General features: G+C 28.4%; 11 protein-coding genes. 6 read left to right on the top strand and 5 right to left on the bottom strand.

Translation table 11 applies throughout. The annotated features are described in order from the left end of the window. Nucleotides 1-86: 86 nt before the first annotated feature. From LRR82_RS01480 to aroE, 4 genes are read right to left on the bottom strand one after another with little or no spacing between them, the layout of a single operon-like run. Complete coding sequence (locus LRR82_RS01480) at nt 87-731, bottom strand: TIGR01906 family membrane protein (protein ID WP_249029752.1); 645 nt, start codon at nt 729-731, stop codon at nt 87-89. Then, nucleotides 721-1,230 (bottom strand): tRNA (cytidine(34)-2'-O)-methyltransferase, encoded by a 510-nt coding sequence (locus tag LRR82_RS01475; protein WP_249029751.1) that lies wholly within the window; start codon nt 1,228-1,230, stop codon nt 721-723. Before LRR82_RS01475 ends, LRR82_RS01480 begins: the two co-directional genes overlap by 11 nt. Then, the gene (gene rdgB, locus LRR82_RS01470; protein WP_249029750.1) at nt 1,230-1,817 is read right to left on the bottom strand and encodes an RdgB/HAM1 family non-canonical purine NTP pyrophosphatase; all 588 of its coding nucleotides are present in this window, start codon (nt 1,815-1,817) and stop codon (nt 1,230-1,232) included. The genes LRR82_RS01475 and rdgB overlap by 1 nt, the downstream gene beginning before the upstream one ends. Nucleotide 1,818: 1 nt before the next feature. Further along, on the bottom strand, nt 1,819-2,676 hold the full coding sequence (aroE, locus tag LRR82_RS01465; protein WP_249029749.1) for a shikimate dehydrogenase: 858 nt from the start codon (nt 2,674-2,676) through the stop codon (nt 1,819-1,821). 117 nt (nt 2,677-2,793) lie between these two features. Here aroE and chbG point away from each other — a divergent pair, with 117 nt between their 5' ends. Beyond that, the gene (chbG, locus tag LRR82_RS01460; RefSeq protein ID WP_249029748.1) at nt 2,794-3,534 is read left to right on the top strand and encodes a chitin disaccharide deacetylase; all 741 of its coding nucleotides are present in this window, start codon (nt 2,794-2,796) and stop codon (nt 3,532-3,534) included. A gap of 68 nt (nt 3,535-3,602) precedes the next feature. Further along, nucleotides 3,603-4,064: a DUF1003 domain-containing protein gene (locus LRR82_RS01455; protein ID WP_249029747.1), complete on the top strand. Its 462-nt coding sequence runs from the start codon at nt 3,603-3,605 to the stop codon at nt 4,062-4,064. A gap of 180 nt (nt 4,065-4,244) precedes the next feature. Here LRR82_RS01455 and LRR82_RS01450 read toward each other — a convergent pair whose 3' ends face one another. Beyond that, nucleotides 4,245-4,784, bottom strand: a complete 540-nt coding sequence (locus LRR82_RS01450) for a GNAT family N-acetyltransferase (protein ID WP_249029746.1) — start codon at nt 4,782-4,784, stop codon at nt 4,245-4,247. 79 nt (nt 4,785-4,863) lie between these two features. Between LRR82_RS01450 and LRR82_RS01445 the strand changes: the two genes are divergently transcribed. Genes LRR82_RS01445 through LRR82_RS01430 form a run of 4 tightly spaced genes read left to right on the top strand, consistent with a single transcriptional unit; the run spans nt 4,864 to nt 13,895 of the window. Then, entirely contained in the window at nt 4,864-5,403 is a 540-nt protein-coding gene (locus LRR82_RS01445) for a restriction endonuclease (RefSeq protein ID WP_249029745.1), read from the top strand. Between the two features lie 19 nt (nt 5,404-5,422). Beyond that, complete coding sequence (locus LRR82_RS01440; RefSeq protein ID WP_249029744.1) at nt 5,423-7,333, top strand: NAD(+) synthase; 1,911 nt, start codon at nt 5,423-5,425, stop codon at nt 7,331-7,333. A 48-nt stretch (nt 7,334-7,381) separates the two neighbouring features. Further along, a complete protein-coding gene (locus tag LRR82_RS01435; RefSeq protein ID WP_249029743.1) occupies nt 7,382-10,240 on the top strand; it encodes a PD-(D/E)XK nuclease family protein in 2,859 nt (952 codons plus the stop codon). Next, complete coding sequence (locus LRR82_RS01430; protein ID WP_249029742.1) at nt 10,230-13,895, top strand: UvrD-helicase domain-containing protein; 3,666 nt, start codon at nt 10,230-10,232, stop codon at nt 13,893-13,895. Before LRR82_RS01435 ends, LRR82_RS01430 begins: the two co-directional genes overlap by 11 nt. Nucleotides 13,896-13,907: the final 12 nt, after the last annotated feature.

The raw sequence follows: 13,907 nt of genomic DNA, 5'->3' as shown, positions 1-13,907 counted from the left end.
TCTATAAATCAATGTTTTTGGCACCAATAATTAATTTTTTCACATAAAGAAAAACCCTTGTAAAACAAGGGTTTCTGTGCTAATTCTTATTCACTTGTTAATATTACTTTTTCCTGTCTTTTATATGCTAAAAAACATAACCCAGAACCACATAATATGAGAGTGACTATACAAATAAATCCATACATAAAGAAGTCTTGGGGTAAGATAGTAATAATTGGATCCGTTGTTGCATCAAAAATCCAATAATCATTACGGAAGAATATCTTATGAAAAATAATAAAAGCTTTATCAAAATCAATCATACAAACTCCCCCTAATACTACTGGGATAATAATCGATAGTTTACTAGCAAGCTTTAAAAATAAAATTTCTCCTGTCTTTATTGCCTTATATATGAAACGAATAGCTAATATACCTGTAACAATACAAACTAATTGGATAACAATAAAAAGATTCTTTACTTCTTCAAAATGAATTTCCCCTCCTGAAGACATCACAAAATCAGGTAATTCTAATGCACCAAAATAAAACATGGATTGATATTGTATTAAAATATTATAATTTTCAATAATTACATTTCTATCTATCCCTGTTAGTACATCAATAGAAAAAGCATCTACACAATAATAATATAAAGGTTTAAAAAAAACAGTAAACACGATAGCTCCCGTAATAATAAAGAAAGCAACAATTAACGCTTGGATAATTGTTTTTTTATTATAATTCATATAAGAATTCTTCTCCTTTTTGAACTTCTACTTTGGATAAATTAGGATAAGATTGTTGGCGTAATGTTTCATAAATACAAATTGCTGCACAATTAGATAAATTCAAACTTCTTACTTTATCACTCATTGGTATACGTAAACAATTATCAATATATTTTGTTAAAATTTCTTTTGGAATACCATCATGTTCATGTCCAAAGAACAAATAATGTTCCTTTGAACTATCACTAAAATCTTGATCTGTATAACATAGCTTTGAATATCTTGTAAAGAAGTGATATTCTCCGGGATTTTTTGCTTCAAATTCTTCAAAATCTTCATAAACATGTAACGTTAATTTATCAAAATAATCAACACCTGCTCTTTTCATTTTTTTATCATCTAATTCAAAACCCATTGGTTTAATAATATGTAAAACAGTATCTGTCCCAACACAAGTTCTCATAATATTCCCTGTATTTCCTGCAATAACAGGATGTACTAATACGATATGATTCATTATCCTAACTCCTTTATCTTTTCTTGTAATTTAGCTAATGCTTTGGCACGGTGAGAGTATTTGTTTTTTTCTTCTAAACTCATCATGGCACTTGTCATATTACATGGTGGAAAAAACAAAATTGGGTCATAACCAAAACCATTTTCTCCTTCTATTTTATCATGGATAAGTCCTTCCATTGTTTCTTCTACTACAATATCTTCTTGTCCTGGAATAACTAAAGCCATGGCACATACAAATCTTGCTGTTCTATTTTTTCCAACGACTGCATCAATGATATATTGATTTTTTTCTACATAACTAGTATCTTTTCCTAGAAAACGAGCGGAATAAATACCTGGTTGTTTATCCATGGCATCTACTTCTAATCCAGAGTCATCTGCTAGAACAGGTAACTGTAATATATCACTAATAGCGTGGGCTTTAATTAATGCATTTTCTTTGAAAGTTTGACCATCTTCGATGATATCTAAGTCTTTACCTAATTTATCTTTGATACTTTTTACTTCAATGCCTAAAGGTTCTAACATTGACTTTATTTCTTTTATTTTTCCTACATTGGTTGATGCTACTACTAATTCTTTCATCTTATATCTCCATTAACTTTTTAATTTCTTCAATAGGCATTTTTTGCCCTGTAAATAATTCAAAGGCACGAGCACCTTGGAATAGTAACATTGGTTTACCATTCATTGTTTTTGCTCCAGCTTGCTTTGCTTGTTTTAATAGTTTTGTTTCTAAAGGATTATAAATAATATCTACCACACATAATCCCTTATGAAAATAACTACTGTCAAGAATAATAGAAGCATCACTGTTAGGTGCCATCCCAACACTCGTAGCATTCACAAAAACAGTAGTGGAAACAAGGTCCTGTTTTAAACTCTCTTGATCCTCTATATTTTTAATTTCTATATGTGCATTTGTATAATCTTGTATTACTTTTATTTGATCTATAAATGCTTGTTCTTCTACTCTTCTTTTATAAATAATAATTTCTCCCACTTTATCAAGACTAGCTTGTGCAATAATAGCTAGTGCAGCACCACCAGAACCTGCTACCATTAACTTTTTATCGACCAAATCTATTCCTTGGTCTCGCAAAGATTCCATAAATCCATAACCATCACTACTATATCCGATATATTTATTATCTTTTAAAACGATAGTATTTACTGCATTGCATAGCTTTGCACTGATATCTAATTCATCTAGATAAGGTATAATAGCTTGTTTAAAAGGCATCGATATATTTGCTCCTTGTACACCTAAAGCACGAAATCCTTGTATTGCTGATGCTAAGTCATTGTCTTCTATTTCAAAAGCTAAATAAATATTATCTAATCCTAATACATCAAATGCACGATTATGCATCATTGGTGAAAAAGAATGACGTATCGGTCTAGCTACTATTCCAAATAATCTTGTATGTCCTGTAATATTCATGATATCCCTCATTTCTTGTATCATTATAACATACTAGAAAACATTTTCTATAGTTGAAAAAACAATTCAATTTAAATTAAATAAACTATAATTGTTTTTATACAGGAGGGATTATATATGATTAAAAAATTAATTGTTAATGCAGATGATTTTGGAATTACAGAAGGTGCTAGTATTGGTATCATTCATAGCCATGTAGATGGAATACTTACATCTACAACTTGTATGATGAACATGCCTTTTGCCCCTTTTGCATTAAATCTTGCTAAAGATTATCCAAACTTGGGAGTTGGAATTCATTTAGTTTTAACTGTTGGTAAACCATTAGTAGAAGGTGCAAAAAGTTTTACTAGTGAAAATGGTGACTTTAAACGTCCAAATGAATATACTAGCCGTCATCCGAAAGCAGATTTAGAAGAATTATATAAAGAATGGAAAGCTCAATTAGAATTATTCATCCAAACTGCAGGTAAAAAACCTACTCATATTGACTCTCATCACCATGTTCATTTATTACCAGGACATATAGAAGTAGCAAAAAAACTAGCTAGTGAATATGATATCCCACTAAGACAACGTGATCAAGTTGATGAACGATATGAATATGCTCGCTGTTTAGATCATATGTATGATGAATTAGTAACTGTTGAATTTATGAAAAGTGAATTAGATTGTGATCAAGAAATCGTAGAATACATGTGTCATCCAGCTTATATTGATCAAAGACTATATGATATGTCTAGCTATTGTTTACCACGTATGAAAGAATTAGTATTAATTCGTAGTAATGAAATGAAAGATTTCATTACAGAAAATAATATCGAATTAATTAATTATTCAAATTTAAAAAAATTATAAGAAAGCGAAAGCTTTCTTTTTTGTTTATTTTTATTTATTTCGACCATAGTTACTAAAAAGGAGTTTCTATGCAAAAACTAACACAATCCCAATTATTAAAACATATTCTTCAAGATACTAGTAAAGATATGCAAGATGAAGATATTATTCATTTATTACTTGAACAAAGCTTTGCTTCCAAACAACAACCAAAACAAACCTTCTTAACTAAATTATCGGATCGTTTAGCTGCATTTGGTGGTAGTTGGTCTTTTTTGTTTCTATTTTTTACACTTTTAGTAATTTGGATATGCTTTAATGTTATGATTCAAGACCCCTTTGATCCTTATCCTTTTATTTTATTAAATTTATGCTTATCCTGTATTTCTTCCTTTCAAGCCCCTATCATCATGATGGCTCAAAACAGACAAGCTCAAAAAGATAAAATATTAATAAACAATCAATATAAGATTCATCTTAAAAATGAAATCATTTTACAAGATATTCATGAAAAACTAGATAAAATTATAGAAATAATAGAAACGAAATAACTATTTTAAAACACGTAAAGATATTCCTCTTCTTGTTATCTTTTGTTAGAAAAATATAAACAAGAGGTAGCTACTTCTTTTATACAAGTACTTGTATTTTCTATTATTACGATTGTATATGGTGTTGTATCTTTAATAACCACATTCGTATATTTAAAATATATATAAAAGACTAGTTGACTAGTCTTTTATTTTAATCTTTGATATTGATTTAATTTCTTTGTTTTGTGTGTTTAAAGATTTTTCTAACCAACACGTATCTACCCACTTATTGAACTTATATCCTGAACGATGAAATATTCCAATCATATCAAATCCTAGTGATTGGTGGAACGCCTCACTTGCGGGATTAGGATAAGTTAAACAAGCATATGCCATCGCAAACCCTTGTCTAGTTAACATATCAATCAGAGTCGTATATAAGACTCTCCCTACTCCTTTTTGTTGGTAAGGACGATCAATATAGATAGATAATTCTACAGACCAATCATAAGCTTTACGTCCTTTAAAAGCTCCTGCATAAGCATAGCCTATTATTTCTCCATCTTCTTCCATTACTAAATATGGGTATTTTTTTGATATTTGAATAATCCTATTTTCAAAATCTTCTACCGTTGGTATATCTATTTCGAAAGTAACCGTAGTATCTGTTACATAATAAGTATATATTTCAATTAATCTTTTTGCATCTTCTTTACAAGCAAATCTTATTTCCATCATACTCCCCCCTCTTTGATTAATTATAAACCTTTTCTATAATTAATCTATATCTTTTGGTATAATAATGGAGGAGGAATTTATGGTTAAAAAAACAAAAACAAAAATATATTTAATACCTTTTCAATTTATATATCATTGTCTTCTTATTATCTATACACCTATTTATTTATTTTTTCAATTGATAAGTCGTATTTTCTTCTATGAAAATATTGATAAATTAGATGGTTATCAATTTGAAAGATATGTTGGAGATTTATTAAAAGCCGATCACTTTTATGATATCTCTTTAACACAAGGTAGTAATGATTATGGGATAGATATATTAGCGAAAAAAGGAAAAGATAAATATGCAATTCAATGCAAAAAATATAGCTCCAAAGTTGGTGTTCATGCCGTACAACAAGTAAGTAGTGGATGCTTATATTATCAATGTGATCACGCTATCGTCATTACCAATAGTGTTTATACAAGTCAAGCTATCACACTAGCTAATAGCTTACATGTCCTACTTTGGGATGGTGCTGTTCTTAAAAAATTAATAAACCAGAAACAAACAACAAAAAAGCGTTTACTTGCTTTTGCTATACTTACGTTGGTAGTTGTTTTGTGGTATACTTAAACATATTGGGGGTAACAAAATGAAAGATGGTTATATCCGTATCGGAGCTAGTAGCTTCGATACTAGTATTACAAATGTAATAGACAATGTTCAAAAAATAAAAGAAAATATTTCAAAAGCTTATCAAAATAATGCAAAGATTTTAATCTTTCCTGAATTATGTATTACAGGATATACTTGTGAAGATCTTTTTTTACAAGAAACCTTATTACATCAAGCAAAAAAAGGATTAGATGATGTTATAGATTATACTAAATCATACGATATGGTTGTTTGTGTTGGTTTACCTTATGTTCATAAAAATGATCTTTATAATGTTGCTGCAATCATCCATCAAGGAAATCTCTTAGGATTTATTCCAAAACAACACATCCCAAATTATCAAGAATTTTATGAAGCAAGAAGATTCAAAGCTTGCCCAAGTGAAAATACATATACTTGTTATCGTAACCAACAAATACCTTTTGGAAATAAATTTATTTTCCAAAATAGACTTAACAAAGATATTTGTTTAGGAATAGAAATTTGTGAAGATGTTTGGTTACCAAATGCACCAAGTAATCAATTAGTATTAGAAGGAGCAACTCTAATTTTAAATTTATCAGCTAGTAATGAAATTACTACAAAAGCAAGCTATCGTCGTAGCATGATTCAATCTCAAAGTGCTAAAGGACTATGTGGATATGTTTATTGTAATGCGGGTAATGGAGAATCTTCAACTGATGTGGTATTTAGTGGACATCATTTGTTATGTGAAAACGGGACTATTTTAGCAGAAAGCGAAATGTTTGAACCAAGTACTATTTACGCTGATTTTGATGTTAAAAAATTAAATAGCGAACGTCGCAAGATGACAACTTTTAGTTCTAGTAATGAGTATGAAACTATTTACTTTCAATCTACAAATATTGATTTATCTTTAGAACGCTTTTATGATCCACATCCATTTGTACCTAGTGATAGTTCAAAAAGACAAATCCGTTGTAAAGAAGTCTTTGATATTCAAATATATGCATTAATGCAACGATTAAAAGCCACTAAAATAGATAAAGTAGTAATTGGTATTTCAGGTGGTTTAGATTCAACGCTAGCCTTACTTGTTTGTACAATGGCTTTTCAAAAAATGAACTTACCAACTTCAAATATTTATGCCATTACAATGCCTTGCTTTGGTACGACTAGTCGCACCAAAAATAATGCGCTTGGTTTAATGGATCATTTAAAAGTAACTAGTTTAACTATTGATATTACCAAATCAGTAGAAGTTCAATTCACTGATTTACAACAAGATCCAACAATTCATGATATAACTTATGAAAATGTTCAAGCTAGAACTCGTACTCAAATACTAATGAATAAAGCCAATCAAATTGGTGGATTAGTAATTGGAACAGGTGATTTATCAGAAGTAGCTTTAGGTTGGTCCACTTATAATGGTGACCATATGTCAATGTATGCTATCAATGTCTCTGTACCAAAAACATTAGTTCGTTATTTAGTAGATTACGTATCAAGCATGTATCCAAACAGTGAAATTTATACTATTTTACAAGATATCCTAGATACTCCAGTTTCACCAGAACTACTTCCTGCCAAAGAAAATGAAATAGTTCAAAAAACAGAAGATATCGTAGGTCCTTATGAATTACATGATTTCTTTTTATATCATATGATTCGTTTTGGAGATCGTCCTCGTAAAATATATCGTAAAACACAGATTGCTTTTTCTAAAAAATATGATAATGAAACAATTATTAAATGGTTAACCCTATATTATCGTCGTTTCTTTACCCAACAATTTAAACGTAGCTGTATACCAGATGGTCCAAAAGTAGGAAGTGTTTCCCTTTCCCCTCGTGGTGACTTACGTATGCCTAGTGATGCAAGTTATCACTTATGGTTAGAAGAATTAAAAAAGATAGATACATGATAAAATCCAATAGATTCTATTGGATTTTTTACAGAGAAAGGAACTTTTATGAAGAAAATAACTAGCTATGATTTTAATTTAAGTGCTCGTACTATTTTTCAAGATTGTTTAAAACATCTTGAATCAAAGCCATTTGATCAATTTGTTTTTATATGTGATGATCTTGAAGCAATGGAAGAAATGTGTTTACAATATACTTCCACTCTTTTTTCGATTGAATGCATGCATTTTAATCAATTTATTAATCAATTACTAGCTTACAACCATATCAGAAAAACAAAAATAGAAGCATTAGAAGCACGTATGATGATTCGTGAATTACTAAAAAAAGAAGATACACTATTTACTACTACCTTAGCTACCAGCAAAGATTTCTATCACTTATTTCAAGAACTATCTTTATTAGAAGATATCCAAGATTCACTGAACGATCCAAAAACAGCACAGATTATTGAGTTATATTATAAATTCTTAGCATCTATCCCAAAAGAAAATTACTTCCAAGTATTAGATTGTTTTGAACAAATAAAATGTCCTATTCATACTCATTATGTATTTCTTAGCACCACTATTTTTAACCCTAAAACAATGCATCTCTTAGAACAAATAGACATAACAAATAATGTAACAATGGTTATTCCTTACCATCCAGATAATCAAACAAGTAGCATCTATCAACCATATATTCAAAATAGTACTTGTTTAACTTCTAATAGTGATGCTTTAACAAAACAACTATTTTCTAATGATACAAACAAAATAGAAAATAACCCCTGTTTTGAAGCTCTTTGTCAAACAACTCCTAACCATGAAATTCAAGCAATTGTTTGTCATATCCAAGAGTTAGTAATCGAAAAAGGTATTCAATATAAAGATATTTCTATCTACTATCCAAATAGTAGCTATGCTTCTCTTTTGCAAGAAACACTTACTTTATTTTCTATTCCTTTTAATCAAGTAGTTAGAAACAAAGATAATACGATGATTCCTTCTTTAGTTATGTTTTTAAAATATATTCATACAAATAAGGAACAAGATCTAATTAATTTTTTAGATACGCAGGTTGTCTATTTACCTAAAAATAACCAATATAAATTACAATGGCAAAATATACATACAATAGAAGATGAAGATTATATAAATTTAAAAGAGAATTGGTTAACAAACTACATTACTCCTTTAAAACAAGCAAAAACAATGCAAGAAATATCTTCTCAACTTATTCTATTTGTAGAACAATTTTATAGTTCTACAGAAAATAAAAAGGTGCTTATTAAATATTTAGAAACACTAAAAAAAGAATATCCTATTCAATTAAAAGAATATAGTATTCTATTACAAGAAAAAACAATAACATTACACAAAGATACTACCATGCAAGATCATATTCATTTATTTTCTTCCAATGAACCTTATGCTGGTTTAGTAAGTAGTAAATATATTTATTTAGTAGGTAACAATGAAACAGTATTACCACCATTAATGAAAGATGTTAGTTTATTATTAAACAAACAAAGAGTAGGTATTCCAAATTTAGATACTACCTTTGATCAAAGTAAAAAAGAACAAAATAATATCATTCCATTATTTAGTTATTTCCCTACAAAATATATCTTAAGCTATGCATTATCTACTATTGATGGACAAACTTTATTAAAATCTTCTCTTATAAATCAACTTGAAAAGATATATACCTTACCATATCTTGATAGCAATAAATTATTAATTCATCCCCTATTAGCACAAAACTATCATTTAACAAATAATATCGATAAAGAACTATCTATTTATCCCTCTATTTATCAATTTATGGAAAGCAATAACCAACCAGAAGCAATCCAATCCATTGCTCCTGAAACACTTTCTCCTAGTCAATTAGAAGTATATAATGGGTGTCCTTATAAATACTTTTATCAACATGTTATTAAATTACGTGCTAGAGAAAACCATTTGATTCAATCAAATGAAATTGGTAGTTTAGTTCATCATTTATTGGATGTAAATAAAAATTTATTTAGTAGCAAACAAATAACAAAAACCACTTCTTTAGATGATCTTGTAGAAAAACTACAAGAACAAATAAATGATTATCTTTTAACAAATCATACACTCTACAAAAAGGCACAAATAGCACAAAATAAATTCTTTTTAGAAATGTTACCAAAAGATATTGCGGTTACTATTTATGTACTTCGTATGCATATACAAGCTGGAAATTATCAAATTAGTGAAACAGAAAAAAGAATGTTACATACCTATGATCAATATACTTTAAAAGGCTTTGTTGATCGTATTGATACTGTCGATGACTTTATTAAAGTAATTGATTATAAATCAAGTAATAAAGAATTAGACTTATCTTTAGCAATGCAAGGATTTAATATTCAAATGTTATTATACATGGATATGTTAGTAAAACAGACAGGTAATAAACCAGGTGCTACGTTATATTTTAATACAAAAAAACGTGTATTAAAATCCAAGAATATTTTAGAGCCAGAAGATTTTGATAGTTTCTTAGATGAATATAAAATGCAAGGTTATACCCATCCTGATAGTATTGAAGAAATTGATAATAGTGGTGGTAAGTCATCTATTATTGATGTTAACTATGTTAAATCAAGAGCGGAGTATAGTGGTAAGATAATGGATGAAGAAAACTTTAGTAAGTTAATGGAATATATTCATTATCATATTGAAGTAATTTATGAAAAGATGACAGAAGGAAATATTGAAATAAAACCAAAACGTAGTTATAACACTACTACAGATTCATTAGTTAATCCTTGTGGATATTGTAGTTATCGTAGTTTATGTCGTTATGATTTATTTTATAATGATGATCAAATGGTAACAAAAGAAAAAGTAGATGCACAAATGATAGGAGGAGCAGATAATGAAGCCTAGTGAATTTAATGAAGAACAAGCACAAGCAATTGATACTCGTGATTGCTCCATTTTAGTCAGTGCTCCTGCCGGTTCTGGTAAAACAAAAATTCTAGTACGTCGTATTTTATCTTTATTAAAAGATGATTTTTATAATATTGATCAATTATTAGTACTAACCTTTACAAAACCAGCTGCTTATGAAATGAAACAACGTTTACAAAATGATTTGTTAGTTGAAATAAAAAATAGTACGGATCCAAAAGTAAAAACTCACTTATTAAAACAAAAAGATCATTTAGATGCTGCTTATATTACTAATTTCCATGGTTTCTGTAATTTATTATTACAACAATATGGTTATCTTTTAGAATTATCTAGTGATTTTACAATATGTAGCGATAATGCTGGTATTAAAAATAAAATACTTGATCAATGTCTTGATCAATGGGTAAAAGATAGTACTTTTAAAGAATTTATCCAAACCTATTATACAGAATATCGTTTTACAAAGTTTAGAGAAAACTTTCTAGCATTAGATACCTTATATACTACTACTTATGAATTTGTTGAATACATGGAAGAAATGAAAGCAAACTTCTATAATCCAATGATTCAAAAAGATGAGTTTTCTAATTGGAAGAATTATCCTATCTTAAAAGATATTGTTGCTTACAAACTTTCTTTAGCTTATAACAAAATTATTGAATTACATCAATTTTGTTTAGAGAATGGGCTTAGTGATTTTACTGTAAATCCTAAGGCAGATACTGAAAAAAAAGTACTACCAACACCTTATCAAAGTTTGTTAGATTGGCATATAGCATGTAAGAAGCTATTAGAAACAGAAGGTGTAGAAGCATTACTAAAAGCAAATTTAAAGCCAATAAACGCTAGTAAGATGTCTTGGAATGAAGATACAAGCCCCTATAAATCGAATTATACAACTAAAAAAGGAGCTATTCGTACAGACTTTTATAAAAGTCTTCAAAGTTATGTTTTTGAAAACCCACTAGCATTTAGTGAAACACTAGAAGTTTCTTTGCAAGCTATTGATTATTTTTCATCTTTAGTTGTTGAATTTGAAAAAGCTTTTTCTACTTATAAACAAGAAGAAAATGTTTTAGATTTTAATGACTTAGAAAAATATGCTTTAAAACTATTAGATAAATCATATGGTGTTAGTGATGAATTGTATCATAAATTAAAAGAAATTATGATTGATGAATATCAAGATACAAATCAAATTCAAGAAACACTACTATCTAAAATAGCAAACTATCAAAATCCTTCTATACCCTGTTTTATGGTTGGAGATATGAAACAATCTATTTATCGTTTTAGACAAGCAGATCCTCGTATTTTTAAAGAAAAATATGATCGTTATATTGATGATGACCCTACTACTAAAAGAATTGATTTATTATTTAATTATCGTTCTAATAAAGTAGTACTTGATAGTATTAATTATATTTTTAATCAAATTATGGATACTCGTATTGGTGGTTTAGAATATTTAAAAGATGATAGCGCTAAATTAAATTATGATTATTTACGTAAAGAAAAAGCGACTGATACAAGTGAATTAGAAGCACTTACTAATTGTGTGAATGCTCGTTATAAAAAGGAAGATCGTTTTCATACGGAAGTATTATTAACTTGTAAAACTTCTTCTAATGAAGTTCAAAAAGAAGAGTATGAAGCTATTTTAGTTGCTAAAAGAATTAAAGAATTAACGGAAAATATGTATTTAGATGATCAAGATGGTCAAAAGTATGTAACTAGATATAAAGATATTGTTGTTTTAATGCGTAGTACTACTCAGTTTGTTACTTTTAAAAAGGTTTTTGATCGTTATGGAATTCCTAACAATATGATTCTTTCACAAGGTTTCTTAACTGCGCCAGAAGTAATTGATTGTATCTATGCTTTGCAAGCAATTAATCAACCTTATGATGATATTGCCTTTACAAGCTTGTTAACTGGAAATTATCTGTTCTCTGGATTTAAAGAAGATTGGATTGTTAAAATAAAAGATGTGGAAGCATCTAGTATGTATCAAAAGGTAGTAAAATATCAAGAATTAGAACCAGATAAAAAGGTTGCTGATTTCTTAGCTTACCATAGTGAGTTACAGTCTTATAGTAAAGCTCATTCTTGTTATGAAACACTTTCTAAATTCTTAAAAGATAGTCACTATATGTTATTTGTTTCTGCACTTATTAACGGTGTTCAAAGAGTAGCAAATTTAGAACTGCTATTAGAAAAAACAGATAACTATAAAAATGGTACCCTCTATATGATGGTACAAGATTTTTTAAAACAAATAGAACAAGAAGTTAAATTATCACCTGGTGTTTTATTATCAACTAAAAATGACGCAGTCACTTTTACTACTATTCATAAATCAAAAGGACTTGAATATCCTATTGTATTTGTTTCACAAATGCATAAAGAATTTAATTTTTTAGATTTACAAGCAAGCTTGTTATTTGATCGAAATGCCGGTATGACAACAAAACCACGCCTTAGTCATGAGCTTCTTTTCCAAGGAAAAATAGTCTATGAATTTGAGAATACTTATCATAAAATACTATCAACCTTAATAAGAAATGAAATAGTAAATGAAGAAATGCGTATTTTATATGTTGCTTTAACTCGTGCTTCTCAAAAAATAATATGTACAGGATGTATCAAAGAACCTCAAGATTTTATCACTTATATAAATAGAGCTGTCAACAATAATGATGATGTAATTCATCATGATGACCAAAATATTTTATTGTATGATAATTGTCGTGATCAAAAAACATACTTAGATTGGATGATGGCTTCTATTGCTCGTCACCCCAACTTTATCGAACAATGCATTCAAGAAAATTTAGTTCATCTAAATGATACTATTTTAGAAACATTGCACCAAAAAGCATTAGCTCTAAAAACATATCCTACCGATAATGATGTTTTCACAAATACTGCTCACGCTAAATTCTTCGTAGATTATATTCCTGATTATATATTAGATGAATATAAGCCAACATCGAACATAAAAACCAACATTGATTATCCTCACTATCATCGTATAAAAGCATTCCAATACCCTCATCCAACATCTCTGCAAAAAACAATTGGTGTAACTAGTAAAATAGAAGATGGAAATAGAGAATATCATTCTTATGATAAAAAGGCAGAACTTTTATTAAGTGCTAGTGAAACTGGGACTTTGGTGCATCATGTTTTTGAAGTGTTAGAATTCAAACAAGAAATGAATTTAGGGAAACAATTAAATGATATTTGTGATATTTACTATAATGAAAAACAAAGAACGGTAATAGAAAAATATCAAAACAATATTCAAAAATTCTTTGAAAGTGATTTATATCAAGAAATATTACTATCTGATGTTATTTATAAAGAAAAACATTTTACATTACTTGATGATGACAAACAGATTATTCATGGTATCTTTGACTTAATTTGCATAAAAGATCAAACCATCCATATTATTGACTATAAAACAGATCGTTTAAAAGAAGATACAAACGATGATATTTTAATGAATGCTCATTTACCACAAATGAACTATTATCGTAAAATGATGGAAAAAGCATATCCATCCTATACTATTAAAACTACTGTATATTACTTACATATCAATCGATATGTAAGTAATTAGAAAGGAAGAACA

The organism is Tannockella kyphosi, from assembly GCF_021054785.1.
GTDB lineage: Bacteria > Bacillota_I > Bacilli_A > Erysipelotrichales > Coprobacillaceae > Tannockella > Tannockella kyphosi.
Note: the sequence above shows the minus strand (reverse complement) of the source record. Positions and strands in the feature narration are given on the sequence as shown.